At 46.5% G+C, this 26,587-nt stretch carries 28 protein-coding genes and 3 tRNA genes; 15 read left to right on the plus strand and 16 right to left on the minus strand.

Features of this window, described 5'->3' with window-relative positions; translation table 11 throughout:
• Positions 1-58 precede the first annotated feature (58 nt).
• From FHS86_RS00275 to trmB, 3 genes are read left to right on the plus strand one after another with little or no spacing between them, the layout of a single operon-like run.
• The gene (locus FHS86_RS00275) at positions 59-1,315 is read left to right on the plus strand and encodes a PSP1 domain-containing protein (protein ID WP_429409912.1); all 1,257 of its coding nucleotides are present in this window, start codon (positions 59-61) and stop codon (positions 1,313-1,315) included.
• A 3-nt stretch (positions 1,316-1,318) separates the two neighbouring features.
• Entirely contained in the window at positions 1,319-1,780 is a 462-nt protein-coding gene (locus tag FHS86_RS00280) for a gliding motility lipoprotein GldH (RefSeq protein ID WP_429409914.1), read from the plus strand.
• 2 nt (positions 1,781-1,782) lie between these two features.
• Positions 1,783-2,526, plus strand: a complete 744-nt coding sequence (trmB, locus tag FHS86_RS00285) for a tRNA (guanosine(46)-N7)-methyltransferase TrmB (RefSeq protein ID WP_429409916.1) — start codon at positions 1,783-1,785, stop codon at positions 2,524-2,526.
• Positions 2,527-2,730: 204 nt separating this feature from the next.
• Here the strand turns inward: trmB and FHS86_RS00290 are convergent.
• The 4 genes from FHS86_RS00290 to mutS form a co-directional block, all read right to left on the minus strand.
• A tRNA-Gly gene (locus FHS86_RS00290) sits at positions 2,731-2,803 on the minus strand.
• 112 nt (positions 2,804-2,915) lie between these two features.
• A tRNA-Leu gene (locus FHS86_RS00295) sits at positions 2,916-3,000 on the minus strand.
• Between the two features lie 42 nt (positions 3,001-3,042).
• Positions 3,043-3,115 (minus strand) — tRNA-Gly (locus tag FHS86_RS00300).
• 245 nt (positions 3,116-3,360) lie between these two features.
• Positions 3,361-5,985, minus strand: coding sequence for a DNA mismatch repair protein MutS (gene mutS / locus FHS86_RS00305; RefSeq protein ID WP_429409918.1), 2,625 nt, complete (start codon positions 5,983-5,985; stop codon positions 3,361-3,363).
• A gap of 208 nt (positions 5,986-6,193) precedes the next feature.
• Here mutS and FHS86_RS00310 point away from each other — a divergent pair, with 208 nt between their 5' ends.
• A complete protein-coding gene (locus FHS86_RS00310; protein ID WP_429409920.1) occupies positions 6,194-6,928 on the plus strand; it encodes an SDR family NAD(P)-dependent oxidoreductase in 735 nt (244 codons plus the stop codon).
• A gap of 11 nt (positions 6,929-6,939) precedes the next feature.
• Here the strand turns inward: FHS86_RS00310 and FHS86_RS00315 are convergent, their stop codons facing one another.
• The 3 genes from FHS86_RS00315 to FHS86_RS00325 form a co-directional block, all read right to left on the minus strand.
• Positions 6,940-7,293, minus strand: a complete 354-nt coding sequence (locus FHS86_RS00315; protein ID WP_429409921.1) for a hypothetical protein — start codon at positions 7,291-7,293, stop codon at positions 6,940-6,942.
• 10 nt (positions 7,294-7,303) lie between these two features.
• Positions 7,304-7,741 (minus strand): aspartyl protease family protein, encoded by a 438-nt coding sequence (locus FHS86_RS00320; protein ID WP_429409923.1) that lies wholly within the window; start codon positions 7,739-7,741, stop codon positions 7,304-7,306.
• A 77-nt stretch (positions 7,742-7,818) separates the two neighbouring features.
• A complete protein-coding gene (locus FHS86_RS00325) occupies positions 7,819-8,169 on the minus strand; it encodes a carboxypeptidase-like regulatory domain-containing protein (protein WP_429409925.1) in 351 nt (116 codons plus the stop codon).
• 266 nt (positions 8,170-8,435) lie between these two features.
• Between FHS86_RS00325 and FHS86_RS00330 the strand changes: the two genes are divergently transcribed.
• Positions 8,436-9,140, plus strand: coding sequence for a ComF family protein (locus tag FHS86_RS00330; RefSeq protein WP_429409927.1), 705 nt, complete (start codon positions 8,436-8,438; stop codon positions 9,138-9,140).
• 14 nt (positions 9,141-9,154) lie between these two features.
• On the plus strand, positions 9,155-9,544 hold the full coding sequence (locus FHS86_RS00335; RefSeq protein ID WP_429409929.1) for a DUF3859 domain-containing protein: 390 nt from the start codon (positions 9,155-9,157) through the stop codon (positions 9,542-9,544).
• A 58-nt stretch (positions 9,545-9,602) separates the two neighbouring features.
• On the opposite strand, the gene queA is transcribed toward FHS86_RS00335, so the two are convergent.
• Together queA and truB are read right to left on the minus strand one after the other, a co-directional pair.
• On the minus strand, positions 9,603-10,652 hold the full coding sequence (queA, locus tag FHS86_RS00340) for a tRNA preQ1(34) S-adenosylmethionine ribosyltransferase-isomerase QueA (protein ID WP_429409931.1): 1,050 nt from the start codon (positions 10,650-10,652) through the stop codon (positions 9,603-9,605).
• Positions 10,653-10,844: 192 nt separating this feature from the next.
• Positions 10,845-11,549 carry a tRNA pseudouridine(55) synthase TruB gene (truB, locus tag FHS86_RS00345; protein ID WP_429409933.1) on the minus strand — a complete coding sequence of 235 codons (705 nt, stop codon included), beginning with the start codon at positions 11,547-11,549 and terminating at the stop codon, positions 10,845-10,847.
• A gap of 35 nt (positions 11,550-11,584) precedes the next feature.
• Here truB and FHS86_RS00350 point away from each other — a divergent pair, with 35 nt between their 5' ends.
• Entirely contained in the window at positions 11,585-11,788 is a 204-nt protein-coding gene (locus FHS86_RS00350; RefSeq protein ID WP_429409935.1) for a hypothetical protein, read from the plus strand.
• Here the strand turns inward: FHS86_RS00350 and FHS86_RS00355 are convergent.
• From FHS86_RS00355 to FHS86_RS00365, 3 genes are read right to left on the minus strand one after another with little or no spacing between them, the layout of a single operon-like run.
• On the minus strand, positions 11,760-12,017 hold the full coding sequence (locus tag FHS86_RS00355) for a DUF3098 domain-containing protein (protein WP_429409937.1): 258 nt from the start codon (positions 12,015-12,017) through the stop codon (positions 11,760-11,762). The two genes, FHS86_RS00350 and FHS86_RS00355, sit on opposite strands and share 29 nt — an antisense overlap.
• A gap of 29 nt (positions 12,018-12,046) precedes the next feature.
• Positions 12,047-12,925 carry a cell division protein FtsX gene (locus FHS86_RS00360; RefSeq protein ID WP_429409939.1) on the minus strand — a complete coding sequence of 293 codons (879 nt, stop codon included), beginning with the start codon at positions 12,923-12,925 and terminating at the stop codon, positions 12,047-12,049.
• Positions 12,915-15,422: a YfhO family protein gene (locus FHS86_RS00365; RefSeq protein WP_429409941.1), complete on the minus strand. Its 2,508-nt coding sequence runs from the start codon at positions 15,420-15,422 to the stop codon at positions 12,915-12,917. Before FHS86_RS00365 ends, FHS86_RS00360 begins: the two co-directional genes overlap by 11 nt.
• A gap of 81 nt (positions 15,423-15,503) precedes the next feature.
• On the opposite strand from FHS86_RS00365, the gene FHS86_RS00370 reads away from it, so the two are divergent.
• Positions 15,504-17,042, plus strand: coding sequence for a lipopolysaccharide biosynthesis protein (locus tag FHS86_RS00370; protein ID WP_429409943.1), 1,539 nt, complete (start codon positions 15,504-15,506; stop codon positions 17,040-17,042).
• Between the two features lie 9 nt (positions 17,043-17,051).
• Positions 17,052-18,029, plus strand: coding sequence for a sulfotransferase family protein (locus tag FHS86_RS00375; RefSeq protein WP_429409945.1), 978 nt, complete (start codon positions 17,052-17,054; stop codon positions 18,027-18,029).
• A 6-nt stretch (positions 18,030-18,035) separates the two neighbouring features.
• Here the strand turns inward: FHS86_RS00375 and FHS86_RS00380 are convergent, their stop codons facing one another.
• The 3 genes from FHS86_RS00380 to FHS86_RS00390 are packed head-to-tail and all read right to left on the minus strand — an operon-like array spanning position 18,036 to position 21,402.
• Positions 18,036-19,031 carry a glycosyltransferase family 4 protein gene (locus FHS86_RS00380; RefSeq protein ID WP_429409947.1) on the minus strand — a complete coding sequence of 332 codons (996 nt, stop codon included), beginning with the start codon at positions 19,029-19,031 and terminating at the stop codon, positions 18,036-18,038.
• On the minus strand, positions 19,028-20,104 hold the full coding sequence (gene wecB, locus FHS86_RS00385) for a non-hydrolyzing UDP-N-acetylglucosamine 2-epimerase (protein ID WP_429409949.1): 1,077 nt from the start codon (positions 20,102-20,104) through the stop codon (positions 19,028-19,030). The genes FHS86_RS00380 and wecB overlap by 4 nt, the downstream gene beginning before the upstream one ends.
• On the minus strand, positions 20,101-21,402 hold the full coding sequence (locus FHS86_RS00390) for a glycosyltransferase (RefSeq protein ID WP_429409951.1): 1,302 nt from the start codon (positions 21,400-21,402) through the stop codon (positions 20,101-20,103). The genes wecB and FHS86_RS00390 overlap by 4 nt, the downstream gene beginning before the upstream one ends.
• 74 nt (positions 21,403-21,476) lie before the next feature.
• Between FHS86_RS00390 and FHS86_RS00395 the strand changes: the two genes are divergently transcribed.
• The 6 genes from FHS86_RS00395 (at position 21,477) to FHS86_RS00420 (ending at position 26,227) form a co-directional block, all read left to right on the plus strand.
• Positions 21,477-22,568: a DegT/DnrJ/EryC1/StrS family aminotransferase gene (locus FHS86_RS00395; protein ID WP_429409953.1), complete on the plus strand. Its 1,092-nt coding sequence runs from the start codon at positions 21,477-21,479 to the stop codon at positions 22,566-22,568.
• 99 nt (positions 22,569-22,667) lie between these two features.
• Entirely contained in the window at positions 22,668-23,225 is a 558-nt protein-coding gene (locus FHS86_RS00400; protein WP_429409955.1) for an acyltransferase, read from the plus strand.
• On the plus strand, positions 23,222-24,535 hold the full coding sequence (locus FHS86_RS00405) for a nucleotide sugar dehydrogenase (protein WP_429409957.1): 1,314 nt from the start codon (positions 23,222-23,224) through the stop codon (positions 24,533-24,535). Before FHS86_RS00400 ends, FHS86_RS00405 begins: the two co-directional genes overlap by 4 nt.
• Positions 24,536-24,591: 56 nt before the next feature.
• Positions 24,592-24,819, plus strand: a complete 228-nt coding sequence (locus FHS86_RS00410; RefSeq protein WP_429409959.1) for a UPF0175 family protein — start codon at positions 24,592-24,594, stop codon at positions 24,817-24,819.
• Positions 24,803-25,267, plus strand: coding sequence for a DUF3368 domain-containing protein (locus tag FHS86_RS00415; RefSeq protein WP_429409961.1), 465 nt, complete (start codon positions 24,803-24,805; stop codon positions 25,265-25,267). Before FHS86_RS00410 ends, FHS86_RS00415 begins: the two co-directional genes overlap by 17 nt.
• A 21-nt stretch (positions 25,268-25,288) precedes the next feature.
• Positions 25,289-26,227 carry a Gfo/Idh/MocA family protein gene (locus tag FHS86_RS00420; RefSeq protein WP_429409963.1) on the plus strand — a complete coding sequence of 313 codons (939 nt, stop codon included), beginning with the start codon at positions 25,289-25,291 and terminating at the stop codon, positions 26,225-26,227.
• A 14-nt stretch (positions 26,228-26,241) separates the two neighbouring features.
• On the opposite strand, the gene FHS86_RS00425 is transcribed toward FHS86_RS00420, so the two are convergent.
• On the minus strand, positions 26,242-26,529 hold the full coding sequence (locus tag FHS86_RS00425; RefSeq protein WP_429409965.1) for a hypothetical protein: 288 nt from the start codon (positions 26,527-26,529) through the stop codon (positions 26,242-26,244).
• Positions 26,530-26,587: the final 58 nt, after the last annotated feature.

Below are 26,587 nucleotides of genomic sequence, written 5' to 3' on the forward strand. Positions count from 1 at the left end.
CAGAAATAAAACCAAAGATATTCCTCCTCGCTTGCGAAGAGGCACATAAGCTTACTATATGACAACAGGCAATCCAATTTTCAGGGGCTGCTCAACCAGCAAAAACGGCGGATCGTGTGCCAAGCTCGACACCTACAACTGGCTGAACGATGTGGCCAACACGGCCAATCCCGAAGAACTGGTTGAAATAAGGTTCAAAAATACCCGAAAAGACTATTATAGAAATGTTAATCAGCTGAGTCTCGCTGTTGGCGAATTGGTCGCTGTAGAGGGAAACCCGGGACACGACATTGGCATGGTTTCGCTCACCGGCGACCTGGTGCTGAAACAAATGAAACGACACAAGGTGACCATGGTGAATGGTGAACTCCGAAAAATATACCGGAAAGCCAAACCGGCCGACGTCGAGAAATGGGAAGCAGCCATGCAGCGCGAACACGAAACCATGATCAAAACGCGGCAGATTGCTGCCGACCTGAAACTGAACATGAAAATTGGCGATGTAGAATACCAGGGCGATGGCACCAAGGCCATTTTCTACTACATAGCCGACGAGCGGGTCGATTTCAGGCAGCTCATCAAGGTACTGGCCGAAACCTTTCGCATACGCATCGAGATGAAACAGATCGGAGCCCGACAGGAAGCGGGTCGTATTGGCGGCATCGGGCCCTGTGGACGTGAATTGTGCTGCAGCTCGTGGATGTCGAATTTTAGTTCGGTCACCACCGTGGCAGCCCGTTATCAGGAGATTTCGATGAACCCGCAAAAACTGGCCGGCCAGTGCAGTAAACTCAAGTGCTGCCTCAATTACGAAGTGGATGTTTATCTCGACGAACTGAAATACTTCCCGCCCAAAGAAAAACTACACACCGAAGAAGGGGAATATGTGTACATCAAAACCGATGTGTTCAAACGTATTTACTGGTACACCCTCAACAACCATGCTCCTAGCGGTCAGATCGGTGTTCCTGTCGATCGCGTAAAGGAAATCATCGTAATGAACAGCAAGGGCAAAAAACCCGAAAAACTGATGGACGTACTGCTGAGCGCGGGCAAGGAAGCCGACCACAACTACCACAATGTAGTTGGCCAGGACAGTCTTACCCGCTTTGATAAGCCCAAAGAAGACGGGCGAAAAAAGCGCCGAAAAATAAAACGCCGACCACAGGGAGAAGCTGAAAAAGTTCAAACAGGCGAAAGAAAACAGGTCCAGCGAAATGCACAGGACAGAAACAACAATTCGAACCGCAAACCCCGAAGCAACAGAAACAACCGCCGGCGGGGTCCAAAACCTGAAAACAGTCAGAATAATTAAGACATGAAAAACTTTGCAAGTCTATTGATTATCTTCACTTTGCTGTTGTTTGCCTGCGATGCCAACCGGGTATACGAAGATTATTACACAAGCGCTTCCGACGGATGGCACAAGGATTCAACAGCTGATTTCACCTTCGAAATCAGCGACACTACGAGCCTTTACAATCTGTATGTCAACACCAGGAACCTCGAAAACTACGGATACAGTAATCTGTGGCTTTTCACCAGCATTACAGCCCCCGACGGCTCGGTGCTGGCCGACACCGTCGAATTTCAGCTAGCGCTGCCCAACGGCAAGTGGACCGGCAAAGGCACCAGCGGAGTGTATCACAATCAGAACACTTACCGGCAGGCAGTCTACTTCCCCATGTCGGGTACTTACACCTTTTCAATCAGACAGGGAATGCGCGAAACCAGGCTCGATGGCTTAAGAAATGTTGGAATAAGTGTTGAAAAAGAATAAAAGTGGGAAAGAATAAGCTTTCGAAATTTGCCGACATGGAACGTTTCAGCAATGTGCTGCAGGTAACGTTTCACCAACTGCAACAAAACGATCATGCGTTGAAAGGAAACTGGAAGCGCGACTTTTTTAAAAACGAAGGGCCCATTGTACTCGAACTGGGCTGTGGAAAGGGTGAATACACCACCGGACTGGCACAACTGGCACCCGAAAAAAACTACCTGGGGATCGACATCAAAGGAGCCCGCATGTGGAAGGGAGCCAAATATGCCATCGACCACGGGCTGGACAATGTAGGTTTTATACGCACGCACATCGAGATGATTGCTCAGTTTTTTGCACCCGGCGAAGTAAGCGAAATCTGGCTCACCTTTCCCGATCCGCAAATGAAGAAAACCCGGAAACGGCTCACGTCCACCCGTTTCATTGCCCTTTACCGTCAGTTTTTGAAACCCGGCGGCATTGTCCACCTCAAAACCGACAGCAACTTTCAATACCGCTACACCCTCGAAATGGCCAAAGCCAACGGTTTTGAAATTGTTGGCAATAACAACAACATTTACGCCGACGATCAGCACGAACCGGTGCTTGACATCAAAACCTACTACGAAAAACAATGGATTGCACGTGGCTTAAACATCAAATACATTAGCTTTGTACCTCACCAGCAGGAACTAATTGAACCCGACGTGGACATTGAGCCCGACAGCTACCGCAGTTTTGGGCGCGGCGCCATTACGGTCGACTAAGAACACGAGCAACTAATGTCGTCAGACAACTTACATTGCGCTCCTGCGAAAACGAATATTCATTCAGGCTAAGCATACTCCCTTTTTGGAACAATCGCCGGAACCCTGGTAAAAGAAGAATTAAATAGAAATGTGAAGCCTGATCGATCCCAACAGCCCCTACAAAAAAAGCCTCTGAATTATAAATCCAGAGGCTTTCATTAGAGCGAGAAACGGGACTCGAACCCGCGACCCCGACCTTGGCAAGGTCGTGCTCTACCAACTGAGCTATTCTCGCAATTATTTTTCAATACTATAAGAACCCGCGACCCCATCCGTCAGCTGACGGATCGTGCTCTTCCTCCCGATAGCTATCGGGATGAGCTATTCTCGCATTCAATTTTAATTAGTACCCGGAGCGGGACTTGAACCCGCACAGCCATAATAGCCATTGGATTTTAAGTCCAACGTGTCTACCAATTCCACCATCCGGGCGACCCTGCAAAAAGAATCCCATTAAGATGAATTCCTGCTTAGAGCGAGAAACGGGACTCGAACCCGCGACCCCGACCTTGGCAAGGTCGTGCTCTACCAACTGAGCTATTCTCGCATTTATTTTTCAATATTATAAGAACCTTCGCGACCCCCATCCGTCGGCTGACGGATCGTGCTCTACCTCCCGATAGCTATCGGGATGAGCTATTCTCGCATTCAATTTTTTAATGAACTTCGCTTTATTTGCACTGTTGCCTTCAACGTGGTGCTTTAGCGGATGCAAATATATGTCTTATTTTTTTTTCTCCAAAAAAAAGATGCTACTCATGGGCCGATTTTTCATAATAAAGACCAGCACTGCTATTTCAGACCCGCAATCCGCTTTATTTCATTGAGTTTATTCAAAGCATCAATCGGAGTCAGATTATTGATATCGAGATGGACGATTTCATCACGAATCTGTTTCAGCACCGGATCGTCGAGCTGAAAAAAGCTGAGCTGCATCCCTTCCCGCTCAGTACCAATCGTATCGAGTGGTTTCGACAGCGATTCTTTTCGGTGGGTATCCTCAAGCTGTTTCAATATCTCTTCGGACCTTTTTACAAGACTTTTGGGCATCCCGGCCATGCGGGCCACATGAATCCCAAAACTATGGTTACTGCCTCCCCTGATGAGCTTACGCAGAAAAATAACCTTGTTGTCGATCTCTTTAACCGTCACATTGTAGTTTTTCACGCGGCCAAAAGCATGTTCCATTTCATTGAGTTCGTGATAATGCGTGGCAAAAAGTGTTTTTGCCCTGGCTTTCGGATGTTCGTGAATGTATTCAACAATCGACCAGGCAATGGATATCCCGTCGTAGGTGCTGGTACCCCGGCCCAATTCGTCGAGTAAAATCAGACTGCGGTCGGAGAGGTTGTTCAGGATACTGGCCGCTTCATTCATTTCGACCATGAAGGTTGATTCGCCTAGCGAAATGTTGTCGGATGCACCCACCCTGGTGAAAATCTTATCGACATAACCAATCTGCGCACTTTGAGCAGGCACAAAACAGCCAATCTGTGCCATTAGTACTATCAGGGCAGTTTGACGCAGCAGGGCCGACTTACCCGACATGTTGGGCCCGGTAATGATAATGATCTGCTGTTCGTCGCGGTTTAGCCTTACATTGTTCGAGATATAGTTCTCGCCAATGGGCATCTGGCGTTCAATGACCGGATGGCGGCCTTCCCTGATGTCGATCACTTCGCTTTCGTCGACCTCCGGCCGGTGGTAATCGAACTCCGACGATACGGTGGCAAAGGACAACAAGCAGTCGATTTGCGACAAAATATTTGCATTGAGCTGAATGGCCTGAATGTATTCACTTAAGGCATTCACCAGTTCGTTGTAAAGCCTGGTTTCGAGCTGAAGGATTTTTTCTTCGGCTCCCATGATTTTGGCTTCATACTCCTTCAGTTCCTCGGTGATGTAACGTTCGGCACTAACCAGTGTTTGCTTTCTGATCCATTCAGGAGGAACTTTGTCCCTGTGTGTGTTACGCACTTCAATGTAGTAGCCGAAAACGTTGTTGAAACTGATTTTCAGTGACGAAATTCCGGTGCGCTGAATTTCACGTGCCTGCATTTTTACCAAAAAATCCTTCCCCGAGCGTTTGATGGTACGCAGCTCGTCCAATTCGGCATTCACTCCTTCGGCAATCGTATTTCCCTTGTTAATTTGCGCAGGCGGATCGGGATATATTTCCTTTTCGATTCGCTCAGCTATCGACTGGCAGGGATTCAACTGTTCGGCATACTTTTCAAGCGTTTTATTTTCCGAAGCAGCACAAAGCGCCTTAATGGGACGAATGGCCTGCAAGGCAATCTTCAACTGAACCACCTCGCGCGGGTTAATGCGCTGAACAGCCACTTTTGAAATGATCCGCTCGAGATCGCCCAGCTCGCGCACCTGCATTGCAATCTGTTCTTTTAGCTCTGTTTCGTTAATCAGCACCTCAACGGCATCGAGGCGGTTATTTACCGACTGTACATTTTTTAAGGGAAAAGACACCCACCGCCGCAGCATCCTCGCACCCATGGGCGTTAAGGTGCGGTCGAGTACTCCAATCAGGGTCTTTCCGCCCTCGTTGATGGGATTGATCAGTTCAAGATTCCGAATGGTAAAACGGTCGAGCCACACAAAACGATCTTCCTCGATGCGTGCCAGGTTCGAAATGTGCTTGATATGGTGATGCTGGGTTATATCGAGGTAATGAAGGATGGCTCCCGCAGCCATTACCCCGTATTCGAAGCGCTGCACGCCAAAGCCCTTCAGCGATTTCACCTCAAAGTGGCGCAGCAGGCGGTCGTTGGCGGCATCGGCAGTGTAAACCCAGTCGTCGAGTGTAAAAGTATAATACTTGTGCCCGAAGTACTCGCTAAAAGCTGCATCTTTCCCTCGTTGAAAAAGCACTTCCTTTGGCTGAAACGAATTGAGCAGTTTATCGACATATTCGTAGGTCCCTTCGGCGCATAAAAACTCTCCGGTTGAAATATCGAGAAAGGCCACACCGGCCATCTTACGGTCGAAATGAACCGATGCCAGAAAATTGTTTTCGCGGTGATTCAGGATGTTATCATTAATTGAAACCCCCGGAGTAACCAGCTCGGTAATTCCCCGCTTGACAATCTTTTTGGTCATTTTAGGGTCTTCGAGCTGCTCGCACACCGCCACCCGTTGCCCTGCCCTCACCAGCTTTGGCAGATAGGTGTCGAGCGCATGATGCGGAAATCCGGCCAGTTCAACAAAACTGGCCGAACCATTGGCCCTGCGAGTAAGTGTAATCCCTAATATCTCGGCTGCTTTGATGGCATCTTCACCAAAGGTCTCGTAAAAATCTCCTACCCTGAATAACAATACGGCATCGGGATGCTGGTCCTTGATGGCATAATATTGTTTCATTAGCGGGGTTTCTACATATCTTTTTCCTTGTGCGGCCGACATAGTACTTATTTTCAGTGTTTAAAAAACGGACAGACTTGTTTCGTCGTTGTTCATTCTTTCAGTAACAAAGATAATTGTTTAAACGCGGCATTGAAAAAGCAGTTCGTTTTGAATCCCTGTTTTTATCAACAAAATAAAGCTAAATTTGAGCTCGCCGCTTGAAATAACTTACAAGCTGCAAACATTCTCAATAAAAGGAAGAAAGTAAATGAAAAAGAAAGTAGCCATTATAAGCGGTTCGGGTAAAGGGATTGGAAAATCGTTGGCCCGGGCTTTCGCTTTGAAGAAATACCATGTGGTGATTGCAGAAATTGATCAGGAAAGCGGCAGGGAAACGATGGATGAGCTGCTTGAGGCCGGCGAATCGGCACGCTTTATTAAAACCGATGTTTCAAAAGTAAGCGACATTGAAAGCATGGTTGCGAAAACCATCGAACAGTTTGGCCGTATCGACGTGCTGATCAACAATGCCGGCTTGTCGGAGTTCACCAATATTTTTGAGATAAATGAAGAACAATGGGACCGGGTGCTGAACACCAACCTGAAAAGCGTCTTTTTCGCATCGCGCGAAGTGGCACGCCACATGAAGGAAAAGGGAGGCAGCATCATCAATATCGCCTCCACCAGGGCCATCATGTCGGAGCCCAACAGCGAAGCCTATGCTGCATCGAAGGGAGGAATTCTGGGACTGACCCATGCACTGGCGGCATCGCTCAGCGAGCATCGCATTACGGTCAATGCCATATTGCCCGGATGGATAGCCAACGAGAAATACGATGAGCTGCGACCAAAAGATCATGATCAGCATTTTTCAAAGCGGGTGGGCAAACCCGAGGACATTGCCCGTGCCTGCCTCTTTCTGGCCGATCCGCAGAACAATTTCATCACCGGTTCGCAGCTTGTTATCGACGGGGGCATGACCCGTAAAATGATCTACGAATAAATAAAATAACACTACAGCGATCTGAAAAAAGACACGATCACATTGGTATCGAACCATTCGAGGCCATAGAGAAAAAACAAAATAAGCAGGGCGAGAAAGAAAAAGACGAAAGCACCTATTTCACGTCCTACAACTTTTTTGCCCGCTCGCATGAATTTATTTCCTGCTTTGGTGGCCCACTGGTCGATTTTTGAGAACAGCGGATAATAGATCAGCACCACCACGGCCATTCCGATGGCAGTAAACAAATGAGGTGAATAGCTCCAGCGATAAGTCAGCATGTACTCATCGATCCAGATGGTTAACAAATTGGCCAACAAAATGCCCAGCACCATTACCATTATTTTGAATAGCTTTCGGCCCATCTCATTCGCTTTAAATAGTAAACAGCAATTCCATGCGTTCGAAATCAATCACTGCTTTATGTGAAAGCAGAAAATCGCTTCCCAGCAGACCAACAATCTGCTCATTGGCATAGCTTTTATAAAGTGCATTGATGTGCTTCAGATCGATGATGGCTACAGGCCAGCTTTTCATTTCAAGCGCACCAAAACGAACACGGTGCAACACCCCGGTATTTGTTTCAATATGACCTTCGCCAATGCCGGCCGATCGCACCTCGGTTTCGGGGTCTGAAACAGCATGGTAAAGATGGTTGAGATTCCCATCGAACACGGTTCTTGAGGCACCTGTATCAATGGTCCATTTTCCGCTTTCATTGTTATCAAAAAGCGAATCAACCAACAGGTGATAATTTTCTTTCTCGAGCGCTACCAGCTGCAAGGGAATACTGACTCTTGTCCTTCGTTTCATGGTTTACGAAGATAAAAAAAAGCACGCCGAAGCGTGCCTGAGTTGAGAAAATATCTGGTAATCGTGTGAGATTCGGATTATTCGCCCTGAGCAAGTTGAATCTTTAATTCATGCAACTCATTGTTTCTGACATCGATATTCTGAGTTAACACTTCCTTGTAAGAGATCATCTCAACATTTAGCTTGTATTTTCCGGGTTGCAGCTTACTGAATTCGAAGTTGCCTTCGAAGTCGGTATAACATACCGTTTCGGTTCCATGCAGCTTCACTGCAACACCTACGAGTTCTTCACCGGTTAATTGATCAATTACTTTTCCGCTTAATACGCTTTCCACCATTGGAGTATTATCTTCTGTTTTTGTTTTTTTCTCAGCAAAAACAGGGGCAATCATCATTAGAGCCAAAGCGATCAATGCTATTTTTTTCATTTGTTTTTCTTCTTTTAGTACACTCCAAAAGTACGTCAGCCATGTTAACTGATCATTAGCACTGGATTATAAATGATTTATCCAATTGTTAGCTCATGCGAGTCAATGTTAATTAATTATGAATACAAATTACTTTAATAAAGGAACTAAAATAAGCGCTTACAAGACTGGCTAATAACAGCTTAAAACCATAACTTGTACCTGAATTTTCCTTTCATTGAAAGTTGGCATATGTTACCTGAAAGGTCACCAAATACAAAAAGAGAATGAAGAACGGACTGCTGACAATGGCTGATGATTTTCTTTCACTGATTTATCCAAGGTTGTGCATTTGCTGTGACATGCCGCTGGTTAAACAGGAAAAGATTCTTTGCACCAAATGTACGCTCGACCTGCCACGTACCCACTACCATCTGCTTCCCGACAATCCGGTTGAGCAGCTTTTCTGGGGAAGAACGCGCCTTGAAAAAGCCACTTCCTATTTTCTTTTTCAGAAAGGAAGCCGTTACCAGAAACTCTTGCACTACCTGAAATACAAAGGATTCAGAACCATTGGCAGCGAGCTGGGAAAGCGTTTTGGTGCCGAATTGATGCAAAACAGCTACTTCGACGAGGCTGATGTACTGGTGCCCGTTCCCTTGCATCCCAAAAAAGAAAGAAAACGCGGCTACAACCAGAGTCTGGCCATTGCCGAAGGACTGGCCCTGCAGCTGCACAAACCCATCAGCCACAAAAACCTTTACCGAAAACACAGCAGTGAAACACAGACCCGCAAGGGCCGTTATGAAAGGTGGGAGAACGTCAGTGAGCTGTTCGACCTGCATGAGCCCGAAGAATTTGCGGGAAAACACGTGTTGCTGATCGACGATGTAGTCACTACCGGATCGACCCTCGAAGCCTGTGCAGCCACCCTGCATCGTTGCAATCAATGTAAAGTGAGCATTGCCACTTTAGCTTTTGCTTCGATCTGATTATTTTTGCAGCGATGGCAAAAAAGAAATTTGAAGTTGAAATGTACAGTTATGGTGAATATGCACCATGGGACCGGAACAGCAAAGCCATTCCGAAGCTACTGTCGATAAAAAACACAATTGAAGCCGAAAGCGGAACCGAATTTGGCTATGTGCTCAGAATTAAAAAGGCCAAAGGCAAACGCATCGATTTCAGGATTGACCACCCGCCTTTTCGGGATGAAAGCGGAAAAGTGAGCCCGCCTTTTACGGGCCAGGTTTTCATTAACAGCAATACTTACGAATTCTTTCTGGGCGATTGTGTGTGGGCACCTGTCGATGATAAAATGGGAAACTGGACCATGACCACCAAAATTGAAGGTGAAATCGTTGCACAAAAAACGCTGCGGCTCGTTCCCAAATAAGAAAAACGAGGGCATGCCTTCCGACACGCCCTCGTTCTTTTATTTCGAATGCAATATATCAAATAATAAGCATGGCATCACCATAGGTACCAAAACGGTATTTCTCCTTAATCGCTTCCTTGTAGGCTTCCATTAAAAAGTCGTAACCAGCAAAACTTGCCACCATCATCAACAGGGTTGATAAAGGAAGATGGAAATTAGAGATCATGCAGTTGGCAACGCTGAATTCATAAGGCGGAAAAATAAATTTATTGGTCCATCCTTCGTAGGGCTTTAACTCACCTGCAGTCGACACCGAGCTCTCGAGTGTACGCATTACGGTGGTTCCAACGGCACAAACGTTTTTCTTCCTGCTTCTTGCACTGTTTACAACATTACAGGCTTCCTCGTTGATCCAGATTTGCTCCGAATCCATCTTATGCTTGGTCAGATCTTCAACATCGACACTTCTGAAATTACCCAGGCCCACATGGAGGGTGATGTAGGCAAATTCGGTTCCCCGTATTTCGAGTCTTTTCAACAATTCCCTGCTGAAGTGCAGTCCTGCAGTAGGTGCAGCCACTGCTCCCTCGTGTTTTGCGAAGATTGTCTGATAGCGTTCCTTATCATCGGCTTCTACGGGTCGCTCAATGAATTTAGGCAGCGGTGTTTCGCCAAGACTGTAAAGGGTCTTTTTAAAATCGTCGTAAGGGCCGTCGTACAAAAAGCGGAGCGTACGACCACGCGAGGTGGTGTTATCAATTACTTCGGCCACCAAAGTATCATCCTCGCCAAAGTAAAGTTTGTTGCCAATTCTAATTTTTCTGGCAGGATCAACCAACACATCCCATAAACGCTGCTCGCGATTGAGCTCACGTAAAAGAAAAACCTCGATCTCGGCACCTGTTTTTTCCTTGTTACCATACAAGCGGGCTGGAAAAACCTTGGTGTCGTTAAAAATAAAAACATCTCCATCGTCGAAATAATCGATGAGATCTTTGAACAACCTGTGTTCGATTTTCCGGGTTTCACGGTTCAACACCATCATACGACTTTCGTCGCGGTGATGCGTCGGATGTAGTGCAATTAATTCCTCTGGTAATTTAAACTTAAACTTTGATAGCTTCATCTGTTTACTATTTTGATCAATAATAAGCCGTACAACAAAGCTGCCGGCCATCGATTAAGGCGCACACCTACAATCATTTATTATTTCTGATTGAACTGTTTCACCAATGCACACCCATCATTTTTTGTCTCTCTTTTACAAGTGCTTAAGAAAGTTCACTGAGTCGCCTTATACGACACAAAAACAAAAAGGTTACAAAAGTGCTAATTTTTTTTCAAAAATATCTACACTCCAGGCCTCATCTAGCTGATAGTCACCGATACGGGTACGCCGCAAACCAATCAGATAGGCTCCACTGTTAAGTTGAAGTCCAATATCGCGTGCCAGTGAGCGAACATAGGTTCCCTTACCACAACGGATTCTGATTTCCAGCTCCGGCAATTCAAAACGCAGCACTTCGATTTCGTGAACAACAATTCGGCGTGCTTTCAGCTCCAGTTCTTCACCCTGCCGGGCATAGTTAAATGCACGTTTCCCGTTGACCTTAATGGCCGAAAACACCGGAGGCACCTGATCGATTTCGCCTATAAATCCTTTTAATACAGAATCAACAAGCCCGGAGGTAATATGTTCTGTCGGATAGCTTGCGTCTTCTTCGCTTTCGAGATCGTACGACGGGGTACTTGCTCCCAGTTTTATCAGAGCGACATACTCTTTCTCATCTGCCTGGATGATCTCAATCTTCTTTGTCATTTTACCGGTACACAACACGACCAGTCCGCTTGCTTTGGGATCGAGCGTTCCGGCATGCCCAACCTTCAGCTTTTTAATGCCCAGTTTGCGGCACAACAGGTAGCGCACCCGGTTCACCACATCAAATGAGGTCCAGTTAAGGGGCTTATCAAACAGAAGAATTTCTCCGGAAATAAAATCGCGATCGGCTAAACTTTGATTCATGAATTTACTTGCTGCCAGTGTCTTAAAATAGGTGTATGATAAAAATTTCAGGCCGCAAAGATAACAATAAAGGCAACAAGTGCCTAGTGGATAGAAAAATAAACGAAGGGCGCTTAAAGCGCTCTAAAAATAAAAACACCAGCAGGAAAGAACAAAGCGCTTATAATGAGCAGCAACAAGGCAACAATACGCACAAGCAACAACACTTGCCTACTCCGATGTCTTTGGTTTTTTCATGATGGCATAAATCTCGAAAAGAAAACCGGCCAGAACAATCATCGGCGCAAGGGTTATACGACGAAAGTTGAATACTTCGGGATTAAACACCTCAGGATCATCACTGCCACCACCCATCATTAACAAAAAGCCAATAACGATTACAACAAGGCCGATGAGCATCAGTTTATAGTTTTCCCAACCCAGGGCAAATGTTTCTTTTTGAGGAGTATCGGAATTCTTTTTCGACATAACTGTTTTTATTTGAGCTGTAAAAATAATCAATTAAATAATTCATCATAGCGCATGCGCAGGAATTTGTTCACGGCAAAGAAAGTCGACAACCACGAAATAATAATGCCGAAAATAAAAACCAGGGCAAATACCAGCAAAATTACCTGATTCGACTGGTAGTTGAACAAGTCGGTAAAATGATGGCGGTACGAGAGCACCAAAAGGGCCAGCAAGCCGTTGGCAAGCAGCGCACCAATCATGCCGTGAAGCAAGGATCGGTTAATAAAGGGCCGCCGGATGAATGAACGGTTGGCTCCCACCAGTTGCATGGTGTTGATCAGAAAACGTCTCGAATAGATCGACAGGCGAATGGTGTTATTAATTAAAGCCATGAATATAAGCAACATAACCAGCCCCAATCCCAAAAGGATCAGACTTATTTTTTGTGCATTGTCGTTGATCAGGTTCACCAGGTTGCGCTGGTAAAAAACTTCTTCAACATTCGTAAACTGAAGAAATTTTTGCTCAAGTGTTGCCAGGCTGTCGTTATGTGTATAGGCCGCATAAAGTTTCACATCGATGGTGGCATTTAGTGGATTATAGCCTAAAAAGCCTACAAAATCTTCGCCCAGCTCCTCTTTTAGCTGAAGGGCTGCCGTTTCAGAATCGACATACTCGGCCGACTTAACTTCAGGCTGTGCAGCGAGCAGCTTCTGCAACTGCAGCAAGTCGACATCACGCACCTGTTCGTCAAGCACCAGCGTAAAACCAATGTTTTCGCGGATGTAACGGTTCAGGTACTGGGCGTTGAATACCATCATCGACAACAGGCCGATCAGAAAAAGCAGCAGGGTAATGCTCAATGTTGAAACAAAATAAGCATTGATCAATCTCCGCTTCAGCGGCCTTGGGCTTTTATTCTTCATCGTCGTTCAAACTTTTTCGTTTCATTTCTTTCACTTCGCGCAAAACGAGGCCTGCAACTGTCAGCAACAGGATCAGCGAAGAGGCAAACGAAACTGCATTCCCCATTTTGTAGGACTGTGGCTTAAACTCGAAAACAATTTCATGCTCTCCGGCAGGAAGTACCATGGCTCTAAGTAGATAGTTGGCACTAAAATGTGCTGCTTCTTTTCCATCGATCAGGGCAATCCATCCTTTGGGATAATAGATTTCGGAGAAAACAGCCAGCTGTTCCTTTTGGGCCTTACTATGGTAAACCAGCCGGTTGGGCTCATAGGCCGTCAGGCTGATTGTTGCATCAGGATCGCTTTCCAACTGATCTGGTAAAAGCGAACGAAAGCTCTCATCGATTACTGCAGTGCGGCTTACATCAATCTTTTCCAATGCAGCAATTTCTTCATCGGCATTGGCAACAAGTTGCCAGTCATGAAGCATCCAGGCATTGCCCAGCGCATGGCGGTTAAAAAGCGGCGCTGCATTTGGATTGTAAATAACATAACGTGTATTCAGCATGTTGATTGCGCTAAGTCCGGCAAAAACCTCATCGGCCTCAGCCTGCGACTGTACTTTCTGCAAACGCATGCCCAGCTGCTGAATTTCGGGCGATAAATGGTATTCGATCAGCTCCTGATAGCGCTGCATTTTAGCACCATGGTATCCGCCAATCGATTTGTGAAAATAGGAGGTAGCAGCATCATTCCATGGATTTACAGCAATGTTCAGCACCCTGTAATCGGGATCCTTGTCGCTCAGAATTTGCTGATCGGCCTTCGATGCGGTGTAGGGTTGTTCTGCAACACGGCGGCTAACAAAATCGTCGTTATTAAGATAGCGCTTGTTGATGGGCCACATGTCGGCAAAAATCAATACCACCCAGAGCAGTATGGCATGCTGAGCCTTCAGCTTCTTTTTCCAGAATGCCCAGATACTGGCAGCAGCAAGCGTCACAAAGATGAAGGTGCGCAGTGAGTCGGCACGCAAAACCTGCCGTCGATCGGATCTGAGTGCATCCAGCAGGTTCTGCGACCAGCCCATTTGTGCATAGCGGGCATCGGCACTGCCGGTAAAATCGCCGGCCAGGCCGGGAAACAACACAAATACCAAAGCCAATCCGCCTGTAATGCCGAAGGCATATTTCAGGTTTTTCATGAAGGTTTGATCATCCGCCTTTCTGAGATACACCTCCCGCACAGCCAAAGCGCCCAAAAGTGCCATGGCAAAATGCTGAATGACAATGATATTTTTAACATCCCTGAATTTGTTGTAAGCCGGGAAATAGTCGATCATAAAATGAGCCAGCGAAGGAATGTATTTCCCCAGCGAAAGCAGCAGGGCAATCAGCACAGTGGCAGCTACCCACCATTTTTCCTTTCCCTTCACCATAAAGAGGCCGAAAACAAAGAGGAAGATAAGCACAGCACCATAATAAAAGGGCGCTCCCGAAATGGGCTGACTGCCCCAGTAGAGCGGTGCCTGCTGCACAATTTGCGCCGCCCGCGCTTTTCCCTGGCTTTGCGCCAGTTCCTTGTACAGATGCGACGATTCGTTCAGCGACTCCATCATGCCACCGCCTTTAAAACGGGGAATAAAAGCCGTAAGCGCTTCACCCAGGTCGTAGCTGTAGTCGAGGATGTAGCTTTTATCGAGGCCCGAGGTCTGGTCTTCGTCGGGTGTCAGTTCCGACTCACCCCGCATCGAATACTTTCCATATTCATAGGTTGTATAAAGTCGTGAGAAGTTGGCCCCAACGGCCAGTACGGCAGCCAGCAATAGCAGGGCCGATGTTTTCATAAAGGCAGGCAGTGTTTTCTTCATGATGGCGTCAAGCAGGTAGGTGACTCCAATAATGATCACCATAAGCCCCGCATAATAAGTCATTTGCGGATGGCCGGCATACAACATAAACGAAAGGCCAAAGGCCGCCATCAGGCTTCCCGGAAGGGCTTTACGACGATAGGCATAAATAACACCTCCAACCACCAGCGCAATAAAAGTGATGGTATTTGCTTTCGACATGTGCCCCGTGTCGATCCATACAAAAAAGGCCGTATTCATTCCAAAGGCCAGTGCGGCAGCAAAGCTGATCCACACATTCACCTTAAACAAAAGCAGCATAACAAAAAACAAGCTGAAATTTAGCAGCAAATAACTCGCCGGCCTGGGAATGTTGTAGAAAAACTGTTGGATTTTTCCAATCAGGTTGCCGGGATATTCAACTGAAATAAGGTAGGCGGGCATGCCTCCAAACAGGCTGTTGGTCCACAAGGCCTCTTCGCCGGTTTCGTTGCGGTGATCGACAAGCTCCTTTGCCATCCCCTTAAAATGAGTCACATCGCTTCCTTCGATTACTTTTCCCTGCAACAAGGGAGCAAAATACACCAGGGCAACAACCAGAAATAACAACAGGGCAATTACAATGGAGCGGCCTTTTGCCTGATTGCTCATTATCTTCTTCAGCATGAGTTTCTACTATCTAATGTTCAACGTTTAAGCTTTCAATTCTCCTCAAAAGTAAAAAAACGTATGGATTTTCTTTTCAAAATGATAACTTTCCTAAAACATCTTAATTTAGCAGTTTTATTTAGAAAAATGGGCATCGTCATCCGTCAGACAATCAAAGGAACCATCTGGTCGTACCTGGGGGTAATCATTGGTTTTATTACCACTTCGTACTTTTTCCCCAACTACCTCACAACCGAAGTGGTTGGTTTACTGGGACTTCTGGTTTCCTACTCCCAGCTTTTTGGGAGCCTGTCGCTGCTGGGTTTGCCAGGTGTAACCAGTCGTTTATTTTCCTATTTCAGAAATAAGGAAAACGGACACAATGGCTTTCTGTTCATTGCCCTCTTGTTTCATCTGGCCGGAATTGTGCTTTTCCTTTTGGCTTTCTTTCTTTTTAAACCCCTGCTGATTGAGACCAACATCGACGATTCTCCGCTGCTGGTGCAATACCTCTACCTGCTCGTTCCATTAACAGTGGCCGTGATGTTGTTTGTTTTTCTCGACACCTTTAACAAGGTGCTTTACGATGCTGTTTTTGGTACTTTCCTGCAGGAATTTCTGCAGCGCTTTCTGATCCTGGCCGTTACCATTCTCTACGTAACACGCATCATTTCGCTCGAGCACTTTGTAATTGGCTATGCCATTGCCATCATGAGCAAAGCAATCATTATTCTGTTTTTCCTTTTACGCAGAAAAGCCATCGACCTGAAACCCAGGTTGGATTTTCTCGATCGTCCAATGCGCAGGGAACTGGCCAGTGTTGCCATTTTTTCGCTGGTAAGCGGCATGGGCTCGCTCATTGTTTTCAATCTCGACAAAATCATCATCAACCAAATGCTCGACCTGTCGAATACCGGTGTTTACACCATTGCCTTTTACTTCGGATCGCTCATTGCCATGCCTTCGAGGCCCCTGTTGAAAATTTCGGGGACGCTCATTGCCGATGCCTGGCGAAACAACGACCTTGGCACCATCAGCCGCATCTACAACAAAAGCTGCCTCAACCAACTGATTATTGGCGGATTATTGTTTCTTGGCGTGTGGGCCAACATCGACAATGTGCTCATCATACTGGGCGACGACTATCTCGAAGGCCGCTGGGTCATCTTCTTTATTGGCATGGGCTACCTCATCGACATGAGTACCGGAGCCAATGGCCAGATCATCAATTTTTCGAAGTACTACCGCACCAGCCTGCTTTTTATTTCAATACTGATCGGGCTGGTGGTAGTCAGCATGCGACTGCTCATTCCGCTTTGGGGAATTGTGGGTGCAGCCGTCGCCATTGCCGCATCGCTGCTTTTCAACAACCTGATGCGTTTCCTGTTTTTACGCAGTAAATTTGGCTTTCAGCCATTCACCATTCATTCACTGCTTGTGATCGCCATTTACCTTTGCATTTATTTTATTCAACTGCTGTTGCCCGCGATGCCATTTCTACCCGACCTGCTGGTACGCAGCACCTTTATCGTCGTGGTGAGCTTCCTGATTTTCTGGAATTTCCCGATATCGGAAGACCTCAAATACCTTAAGCAGGTAGTTATTGCTAAATTGAAAGAAAGAAAAATTTTTAAATAGAAAGAAACCTTGAAACATCCAATTTTTATACTGGGAGCACACAAGTCGGGAACCAGCCTGTTGCGCAGTCTTTTCGACTCACACAGCCAGCTGTTTACCATTCCTTTCGAGGCCCACTATTTTGAATTGTCGCAGCACTGGGTTGAAAACCCTTACCGGAAGACCAGCCCGCAGCCACGCAAGGCGGCTACTACCCGCAAAGCGATGATTGAATACATGCAGTTACTGAACCAAAGCGACGACCGCTATGCCGACTCGGTAATGAAAGACCGCATCGATACAGCCCGTTTCGAGGCCCAATTGCAGATCAACGACCAGCTGCCCGAAGAACAGTGGATCGAAAACTACTTTGCCGCCATCGCCCGCTCATTGGGTCACGAAGCAGGCATCGATCGCTTGCGGGTGGTTGAAAAATCGGTCGAAAACGGAGAGTTTGCCATCGAGCTGAGCCGGCTTTTTCCTTCTGCCAAATTCATTCACATTGTCCGTAATCCGTATTCCAACATTGTTGCGCTCCGAAAATACAAAAGCATCGGCTTTGGTTTTCCGCTCATCGACAAACTATTTAATACACTGAGCAACAACTTCTACTGGCTCGAGAAGAACCAGAAAAACATTGAAAATTATCTGCTTGTGAGGTACGAGGATCTGCTCACCAATCCGAAAAACACCCTTGATCAGATTTGTAATTTTCTCGACCTGAACTTTGAAGAAACGCTGCTTGTACCTACTTCCCAGGGAGTGCAATGGAAAGGAAACAGTACCAGCAACAAACAATTCAGCGGCATCGATGCCTCGAACCTCGACAAATGGAAGAAGGAACTGCTTCCCATCGAAGCGGCATTCATCAACCGGCATTTGGCTTTTATTGTTGAAAAATATGGCTACGAAAAATATGAATGTGAAGGATCAGAATGGAAGCGCGGAAAGGGAGAAAGCTTAAAACGCTACTTCTACAACCGCCTTTACCGCTACTATTTGCACTGAAGCGCACTAGGCTTCCATGAGAGCAAGGAGCTTTTTCTTTCTTACTTCGTTCGAGAAATTAGCTGTTACATAACTTCGGGTTTCTACCCTAAGCTCCTTATCGAGCACAATTTTTAAACGGGCTGCAATGAGTTGCTTATTACGGGCTACTGTTTCGCCATGAGGCCCGATGACCTCAGGCATCCCACCCACGCGGGTGATCATGGGATAACAGTTAAAATACATCCCTTCGGCCAGCGCCAGACAAAAGGTATCCATTCGCGACAGTTGGAGGTAAACCGAAGCCTTTTGATAATACTCCACCAGTTGCTGATGCGCTACAGGGCTGCAAAGGGTCACATTGGACGGAACATTGTCAGCAAGGCGTTCCATCATCACTTCGCTTACTCCAATTACCATAAAACGATATTCAGGCAAAAGCTTTGCTACATCGATAAAGGTGTCGATTCCCTTTAATTGAAATGATCTTTCACCATCGATCAGTCCCACTGTAATTATCAGTTGCTCTTTTGTTTCAGCTGACAGCATGCTCCCGTCGAATTTCACCGAATTATAAACCATTCGGCGCTTTGCACCGGGAGCTATGAACCGCACTTTCCGATCGACGTAATGAGAAACGGTGAGGTTGCAGCCTGCCTTTTTCATCGACTGAATGGCAAAAAAGCCCCTGAACTTTTTGAAGAATGCTCCGTACTTTAATTCCGGGATGCGTCCCACGTCGTATCCTCCGATTACCAAATAGCTTTTCTTTCGGCTCCAACGGGCAAACACGACGGGCAGAAGCGAATGATAATCGGCAAACCAGATAAAAAACGAGTGATACTGCCAACCATGCAGCAGCAGGAAAAAAGCCTGTTTAAAAAGCGACCATGCAAGTACATGCAGTTTTTTTGAAGCATTAAACGGATACAAACTTACCTCGTACTTTTCCGACAGGCTTTCGTAGTCCTGCTTTACAAAAGTACTGTACGCGGTATGTACCAGAAGTACTTTTTTTTTCATAGCTCAAGCAGTTCCTGTGCAATATGATCTCCGCTATGGCCGTCGCCATAGAGGCTGGTAGCAAAGTCATTGCGCCTGTTCAGCATTTCCATTGCCAGTTCAACAATGCGTTGCTCGTCGGCTCCCGATAAAACGTTGTAACCGTACTCGACCAGTTCGGTCCATTCGGTTTGTTCTCTGAGTGTAACACAGTTCTTACCGAAGAAGTAGGCTTCCTTTTGCAGCCCGCCACTGTCGGTCATCACCAGCCTACAGTGTTTCAGCAATTCAATCATGTCGAAATAACCCACCGGGTCGATCACTGTAAACTTCAGTTTTAATCCTGCTTTTTCAATCATTTTCCGGGTTCGTGGGTGCATGGGCAACAGCACGCGCATTTGCTCATTCAGCTGATTGAGGGCACCAACAATGGCTTCGAGCTTAGCCGGATCGTCCGTATTTTCCTGGCGGTGCAGCGTCGTCAGCATATAAGGCTTTTCCAGATCGATTGTTTTGGCCACAGTTGATCGTTCGGCCGATTTTTCGCTGTAGAACATGGCTGCATCGTACATTACATCACCTGTTTTCACCAGTTTGCAGTTGAAGCCGGCAAAGCCCTCCTTCTCGAGGTTCCGGATGGCTGCCTCGCTGGGACAGAACAAATACGATGAAATACGGTCGGTAAGAATACGGTTAATTTCTTCGGGCATTTCCATGTTAAACGAACGCAGTCCGGCTTCAACATGGGCAACCGGTATGTGCAGTTTTGAGGCTGCCAGCGCACCGGCCAGCGTAGAGTTGGTATCGCCGTAAACAACCAGCACATCGGGTTTCTCATCGAGCAGCACCGCTTCAATCTTTTCAATCATCCTGCCGGTCATTGCACCGTGCGTCAGCGAATTGATACCCAGGTGGTATTGGGGATGTGGAATTTCCATTTCTTCAAAAAACACATCCGACATCCCATGGTCGAAATGCTGACCGGTATGAACCAGCACTTCGGTGATCCCTTTTGCTTTAAGTGCACGGCTCAACACAGCTGCTTTCACAAACTGGGGCCGGGCTCCTACAATGCTTACTATTTTCCTGCTCATTCAAACAATTTTTCAAATTCATTAACCAGCTGCCCGGTGAGATTTCGCCGCTCAAAGCGCTCAATCCCCTTTGCTTCCACTTTCAGACTCTTGCGTTTGAAGTGCTCAAACATCATCGTCAGCGCTTCCTCTACCCCTTCACGGTCATCAAAGTCGAGCATTTCTCCGGTATGGGTTGCTTTCAATATATTGCCCAGATCGCCATCAGGTGGCCCCAGTGCCAGTACCTGTCGCCGGGCTGCAAAATACTCAAACACCTTTCCGGTGAGGATGCCTTTGGCATTGGGTGTATTATTCAGTGGCAGGTACAAAACCGAAGCCTGTTTCAAATGATTGAACACTTCGCTGTGCGGAACATAGTCGATGGTTTCGACCCATTGTTCAAGTCCGTATTCTTTGATGCTTTCCTGCACCGAATGGTCTAATTTCCCGATGAGCCTGAATCTCAACTTATCAGCAAAATCCGCATCGCGTTCAAGCAGGTTCTTCAGGGCTTCCCATAATACCGGGTGGTTTCGGTCGCGGTTAACCGATCCCAGATGAAGCAGAATGAATTGCTCATTCTCGACCGTCTCATCCACTTCGGGAAAATCAGCAGCATCGAAACCATTGGTGATGACCACCTGGGGGGTTCGGGTTTTGGCTGCAAAAGCTTCCATCATGTTTTGTCCCACCGACACCACCAGGTCGGCCTTATCGAGCACTTTTTGTTCCAGCCGGTGATGGCGGCGATCGGCCATGGGCGAAAGCTGAAGCGCCTGATAGAAATCAATTTCGGTCCAGGGATCTCTGAAATCGGCCACCCATTGAAGGCCAAAACGCTGTTTAAGTTTCAGTGCAATCAAATGCAGGCTGTGTGGTGGTCCGCTACTCACAATCAGATCAACAGGATTTTCCTTCAGGTAGGCCGTTAAATAGCGAATGGAAGGAGCAATCCAGAATCGTTTGGCATCGGGAATAAAAAGATTTCCCCGCACCCACAGCGCAAAACGGTCGCGCGCTTTGGGAGCTGCCGACTCGGACAAAAAGCCTGCTCCGAATTTCTCTCCTGCTTTTCTTCCTGTAAATTTACGATAGGCATCGAGTGGCTCCCATATCGGCTGGCGATGTACTTCAAGACCGTCGGGCACATCCTTCATCAACGACTCATCAATGGCAGGTGTTTCGGGGTTTTCGGCAGTATAAACCACCGGTGTCCAGCCAAATTCAGGGAGGTATTTCACAAATTTCAGCCAGCGCTGCACCCCTGCTCCCCCGCCCGGAGGCCAGTAATAGGTAATGATGAGTACTTTCTTCATTTTTCCACTTTGTCAGGCAAATGTAATAATCTTACATGAATTCCTTTATTTTTGTATTTCCAATCAGGATGACTATGAAATTTTGCGATCTGAACGTACAGTACAATCAGTATAAAGATGAAATTGACCAGGCCATTGCCGCTGTGATTTCATCGGCCTCGTTTATCAATGGTGAGGAGATCGATCTGCTCGAAAAAGAGCTTTCGGCCTTTACCGGAAGCAGGCATTCCATTGCATGCAGTTCGGGCACCGATGCCTTGTTGCTGGCCATGATGGCACTTGAGGTACAGCCCGGCGATGAAATCATCTGCCCTGCGTTCAGCTTTTTTGCCTCGGCATCGATGATCAGCTTCCTTAAGGCAAAACCTGTATTTGTGGATGTTTCGCCCCTTGATTTCAATATTGATGTAACGAAAATTGAAGAGAAAATCACTGCTCGCACCCGCGGAATCATTGCTGTTTCACTTTTCGGACAATGTGCCAATTTTAAGGCCATTAACGAAATTGCCAAAAACAAGGGACTGTGGGTCATCGAAGATGCGGCCCAGTCGTTTGGAGCCATTTACGACGGCAAACGTTCGTGTTCGCTTAGTGATGTGGCCACTACCAGTTTTTTCCCGGCCAAACCGCTGGGTTGCTACGGCGATGGCGGGGCCATTTTCACCGACGACGACAAGCTGGCTACCAAAATGGCCATGCTGCGTTCACACGGACAGGTAAAAAGGTACCATCATCAGCGCATAGGCATCAATGGCCGCATAGACACCCTGCAGGCTGCCATTCTCAGGGTAAAACTCAGGCACTTCGAAAAGGAGATCGTCACCCGGCAGATGGCGGCACTGAAATACAGTCAGCTGCTCGACGGCCATGCCCTGCTACCCGAAGTGGGTGACGACAACATCAGTGTGTGGGCGCAATACACCATTGGACTTGAAAACCGCGACCATATCAGGGAACAACTTGCAGAAAAAGGCATCCCTACTGCGGTGCATTATCCTGTGATTCTTCCCCTTCAGGAAGCTTTCAGGGAGGTGGTTCCGGCAGGCGAAGCTTTCCCTGTTTCCCAGTTGCTCTCAGAAACAGTGCTTTCGTTACCCATGCACGGTTTTATAAGAAATGACGAAATAGAAGAAGTTGCCCGGACGCTTATTGCGCTTCAGTCATAAAAAAAGAAAGAAGAACACCGGAAAAAAGATATTGAATTAAAATATTAGCTGTTCAACCATTTAAATATTCATTAAACAGCTGCTAAAGAAAAGAACACGATGCCCTACTTTCACGAAACAGCCTGTATCGATCAGGGAGCACAAATTGGAGAAGGCACAAAAATCTGGCATTTTTGTCATGTGATGGCTGGTGCCGTAATAGGACCCGATTGTGTATTGGGGCAGAATGTTTTTGTAGGAGGAAAGGCCCGGCTCGGAAAGGGCGTGAAGGTACAGAACAATGTAAGCATCTACGATTCGGTCATCATTGAGGATGATGTATTTTGTGGGCCCAGCTGTGTATTCACCAATGTGGTAAACCCCCGCTCGTTTGTCGAACGAAAAAACGAATACCGGGAAACCCTTGTCAAAAGGGGAGCCAGCATTGGAGCCAATGCCACCATTGTTTGTGGGGTCAGCATTGGTGAATATGCCCTGATTGGAGCCGGGGCCGTCGTGACCCAAAATGTAAAGCCTTTTGCCCTGATGGTTGGCGTTCCTGCCCGGCAAAAAGGATGGGTAAGCAAAGCCGGAGCCGTTTTGGGTTCCGATCTGCGTTGTCCCGAAACAGGAGAACAGTATCAGCTGACCGACGATCAACTAGAAATAATTTCATGATGGATTATAAAAAATACTTACTGGATAAAATTGAAAAATCGGAAGAAGTAGTAGGCGTAATTGGCCTGGGCTATGTTGGACTTCCACTTGCGGTCAATTTTGCCAGCGAAAAAGTAAGGGTGCTGGGCTTTGAGAAATCGGAGGAAAAAAGTCAGAAAGTAAACCGGGGTGAAAACTACATTGGCGATGTGAAGGATGCCGAACTGAAACAAGTGGTTGAACAGGGCTATCTGAAAGCAACGACCGATTTTTCACAACTGGGCAAGTGTGATGCCCTGCTGATTTGTGTTCCGACCCCGCTCGATATCTTCAAAAAGCCCGACATGAGTTACATCGAAAGTGCCTGCATCGAAATTGGCACCCACATGAAACCGGGTACTTTTGTTTGTCTCGAAAGCACCACCTACCCCACTACCACCGAAGATTTTATACTGCCACTGATAGAACAACACGCATCGCTTAAGCATGGCGATGATTTTTGGCTGGCCTTTTCGCCCGAACGGGTCGATCCGGGCAACAAGCAATACCTTACCCGAAACACACCCAAGGTACTGGGAGCCATGACGCCCGACGGACTTGAAATTGGCAGGAAAATTTATGCCAAGGCCATCGACCATATCCATGCGGTGAGTTCACCTCGGGTGGCCGAAATGGTGAAAATACTCGAAAACACCTACCGGCTCATCAACATCAGTCTGATTAACGAACTGGCACTTCTGGCCGGAAAAATGGACATCAACATCTGGGAAGTGATCGATGCAGCCAAAACCAAGCCCTATGGCTTTCAGGCTTTTTATCCCGGCCCGGGAATCGGCGGACATTGCATCCCGCTCGATCCCTTCTACCTGGAGCACATTGCCAAAAAGTTCGGTTTCGACCTTAGCATGATCCACACTGCCGGCCACATCAACAACATGATGGCCCACCGCATGACCATCAAAATCAACTCGGCACTCAACCGCCACAAAAAGCCGGTCAACGGCAGTAATATTTTGTTCTTGGGTGTGGCCTACAAACCCAACATTGCCGATGAAAGAGAATCGCCGGCCCTGAAAATTATGGATGAGGTAGACAAAAAAGGCGGCATGGTGAGCTATTACGATCCCTTCATTCCAAAAGTGACCACCGACGAAGGAAGAAAATACACTTCGGAAGTGTATTCGGCTGATTTACTCAGCAAGGCCGATTGTGTAGTACTTTGCACCAATCACGATGCTTTCGATGTGAACTTCATTCAGGAACATTCAAAATTAATTGTCGATTTACGAAACATGATTGAAACACCTTCGGAGAAGGTTTATAAACTATAATGAAGCACAGAGTGTTTTTTTAGTACCTTTGAATAGCTAGTCAGTTAATACCAAATATGAGACAGTTAATAATAGACATACCAGAAAATCTTCAATTAAATGAGAAGGAAACAAAACGCTTCCTTGCTGCAAAAATGTTTGAATCGGGGAAATTATCGCTTGGACAAGCTGCTGAATTAGCCAATTTGTCGATAATCGCCTTTGCCGAAATTTTAGCTGACTACAACGTTTCTCTAGTTAACTATACCTTATCTGATGTAAAACGAGATGCCCAACAGTTCTAGAACCATTATTTCAGATACGAGTTGTTTGATCATCTTATCAAAAATTAATGAGTTTGAACTTCTTAAAAAAAGTGCAAATAGAATTTTAGTGACAAATACTATTGCAAAAGAATTCAAGCACCCCTTACCCGAATGGATAAAAGTTAGAGAGCCTGCAGGTCGTCATTACCAAAAAATATTAGAGCTTGACGTTCACGCCGGAGAGGCAAGTGCGATTGCATTATCTTTAGAAATAGATAATTCTATTCTCTTAATTGATGATTTAAAAGCCAGAAAGATTGCAGAAAAATTATCTTTGAAATTTTCCGGGACGTTGGGCCTAATTTTAAATGCAAAACAAAAAGGAATTATAAGGAGCATTAAACCAATCCTCGATATAATCAAAACCACAAATTTCAGGTTTGACCATAAACTACTAGATTCGATTTTAGAAGAAGCAAATGAATAACACGCTCAGAATTTATAAACCATGACCAATTTTGCCCTGGTAGGTGCGGCCGGTTACATTGCCGAGCGGCACATGCGAGCCATAAAAGAAACAAACAACAGGATTTTAGCTGCAACCGATGCCTTTGATGTAATGGGCCGTATGGACAGCTTTTTCCCCGACGCGGAATTTTTTCTCGACTTTAATGCCTTCGAGCAACACATCGCTTCGCTGAGAACCACCCCAACGCCCATCGATTACTACAGCATCTGTTCGCCCAACTACCTGCATGCCGGGCACATCATGTCGGCACTCGGTCATGGCGCCAATGCCATCTGTGAAAAGCCGCTGGTGTTGTATCCGCACGAAATTGAAATGCTTGCGAAGGCAGAAAAAGAAAGTGGGAGAAAGGTATACAACATCTTACAACTGCGACTGCATCAAACCATTATCGATCTGAAGAAGAAGATTGAAAATGGTGCCGCCGGTAAGATCTACGATATCGATTTGAGTTACATTACCTCGCGCGGAAAGTGGTATTATAAAAGCTGGAAAGGCGATGTGGAAAAATCGGGAGGGGTAGCTACCAACATTGGCATTCACTTTTTTGACATGCTTATGTGGATTTTTGGCGAAGTGCAGGAAAATACCGTTCACCTTTACGATGCCGATAAGGCAGCCGGCTTCATCCGGCTTGAAAATGCCCGGGTACGCTGGTACCTGAGCCTCGACTATAACGACATCCCGGCAAAAGCCAGGGATAAAGGAATGCGCACCTATCGTTCCATCACCATCGAAAACGAAGAAATTGAATTCAGCGGCGGTTTTACCGACCTGCATACTTCAAGCTACCAGCACGTACTCGATGGAAAGGGCTTCGGACTTGAAGAAGCAAAAAAGAGCATCATCCTGACCGATCAGATCAGGAATGCTCCTCGTGTTGGACTGAAGGGCGACTATCACCCTTTCCTGAAAAAGTAAGCGGCAAGCTACGATCAGGCGGCTATCTTTCCCAGCTTTTGGTAGGCATTGTCGCAACCGGCCAACAGGTCCTCGATGATCTTACGGTAGTGTTTCTTAACCAGTTTGGGATCATCCTTTCCGTCGGGATGATTGCTGCGATCGATGAGTTGGTTATGCAGTTCGGTCAGTTCGATAATCACATCGAGCACTGCTTTCTGATCGGCTTCCTTCTCCTGCTTTCCGGCAACATCGAGTGCATCCGAAATCACCTGCTCAATCAGCAGGGTGATGTCTTTTTTCAAGTCTCTTTTACTAGCCATGACTGGTATTTTTTGTTTGTTTAAATATAGGGAAATATTGCCTGTGATCGGCTGTTGC

The sequence above is a fragment of the Roseimarinus sediminis genome, from assembly GCF_050433125.1.
In the GTDB taxonomy this organism is placed as follows: domain Bacteria; phylum Bacteroidota; class Bacteroidia; order Bacteroidales; family Prolixibacteraceae; genus Roseimarinus; species Roseimarinus sediminis.

Bases quoted from the DNA above. Each gene is read 5' to 3' on its own strand.
- FHS86_RS00275 (WP_429409912.1), top strand. From the start codon at position 59: ATGACAACAGGCAATCCAATTTTCAGGGGCTGCTCAACCAGCAAAAAC.
- FHS86_RS00280 (WP_429409914.1), top strand. From the start codon at position 1,319: ATGAAAAACTTTGCAAGTCTATTGATTATCTTCACTTTGCTGTTGTTT.
- mutS (WP_429409918.1), bottom strand. From the start codon at position 5,985: ATGTCGGCCGCACAAGGAAAAAGATATGTAGAAACCCCGCTAATGAAA.
- FHS86_RS00310 (WP_429409920.1), top strand. From the start codon at position 6,194: ATGAAAAAGAAAGTAGCCATTATAAGCGGTTCGGGTAAAGGGATTGGA.
- FHS86_RS00315 (WP_429409921.1), bottom strand. From the start codon at position 7,293: ATGGGCCGAAAGCTATTCAAAATAATGGTAATGGTGCTGGGCATTTTG.
- FHS86_RS00320 (WP_429409923.1), bottom strand. From the start codon at position 7,741: ATGAAACGAAGGACAAGAGTCAGTATTCCCTTGCAGCTGGTAGCGCTC.
- FHS86_RS00325 (WP_429409925.1), bottom strand. From the start codon at position 8,169: ATGAAAAAAATAGCATTGATCGCTTTGGCTCTAATGATGATTGCCCCT.
- FHS86_RS00330 (WP_429409927.1), top strand. From the start codon at position 8,436: ATGAAGAACGGACTGCTGACAATGGCTGATGATTTTCTTTCACTGATT.
- FHS86_RS00335 (WP_429409929.1), top strand. From the start codon at position 9,155: ATGGCAAAAAAGAAATTTGAAGTTGAAATGTACAGTTATGGTGAATAT.
- queA (WP_429409931.1), bottom strand. From the start codon at position 10,652: ATGAAGCTATCAAAGTTTAAGTTTAAATTACCAGAGGAATTAATTGCA.
- truB (WP_429409933.1), bottom strand. From the start codon at position 11,549: ATGAATCAAAGTTTAGCCGATCGCGATTTTATTTCCGGAGAAATTCTT.
- FHS86_RS00350 (WP_429409935.1), top strand. From the start codon at position 11,585: ATGATAAAAATTTCAGGCCGCAAAGATAACAATAAAGGCAACAAGTGC.
- FHS86_RS00355 (WP_429409937.1), bottom strand. From the start codon at position 12,017: ATGTCGAAAAAGAATTCCGATACTCCTCAAAAAGAAACATTTGCCCTG.
- FHS86_RS00360 (WP_429409939.1), bottom strand. From the start codon at position 12,925: ATGAAGAATAAAAGCCCAAGGCCGCTGAAGCGGAGATTGATCAATGCT.
- FHS86_RS00365 (WP_429409941.1), bottom strand. From the start codon at position 15,422: ATGCTGAAGAAGATAATGAGCAATCAGGCAAAAGGCCGCTCCATTGTA.
- FHS86_RS00370 (WP_429409943.1), top strand. From the start codon at position 15,504: ATGATAACTTTCCTAAAACATCTTAATTTAGCAGTTTTATTTAGAAAA.
- FHS86_RS00380 (WP_429409947.1), bottom strand. From the start codon at position 19,031: ATGAAAAAAAAAGTACTTCTGGTACATACCGCGTACAGTACTTTTGTA.
- wecB (WP_429409949.1), bottom strand. From the start codon at position 20,104: ATGAGCAGGAAAATAGTAAGCATTGTAGGAGCCCGGCCCCAGTTTGTG.
- FHS86_RS00390 (WP_429409951.1), bottom strand. From the start codon at position 21,402: ATGAAGAAAGTACTCATCATTACCTATTACTGGCCTCCGGGCGGGGGA.
- FHS86_RS00395 (WP_429409953.1), top strand. From the start codon at position 21,477: ATGAAATTTTGCGATCTGAACGTACAGTACAATCAGTATAAAGATGAA.
- FHS86_RS00400 (WP_429409955.1), top strand. From the start codon at position 22,668: ATGCCCTACTTTCACGAAACAGCCTGTATCGATCAGGGAGCACAAATT.
- FHS86_RS00405 (WP_429409957.1), top strand. From the start codon at position 23,222: ATGATGGATTATAAAAAATACTTACTGGATAAAATTGAAAAATCGGAA.
- FHS86_RS00410 (WP_429409959.1), top strand. From the start codon at position 24,592: ATGAGACAGTTAATAATAGACATACCAGAAAATCTTCAATTAAATGAG.
- FHS86_RS00415 (WP_429409961.1), top strand. From the start codon at position 24,803: ATGCCCAACAGTTCTAGAACCATTATTTCAGATACGAGTTGTTTGATC.
- FHS86_RS00420 (WP_429409963.1), top strand. From the start codon at position 25,289: ATGACCAATTTTGCCCTGGTAGGTGCGGCCGGTTACATTGCCGAGCGG.
- FHS86_RS00425 (WP_429409965.1), bottom strand. From the start codon at position 26,529: ATGGCTAGTAAAAGAGACTTGAAAAAAGACATCACCCTGCTGATTGAG.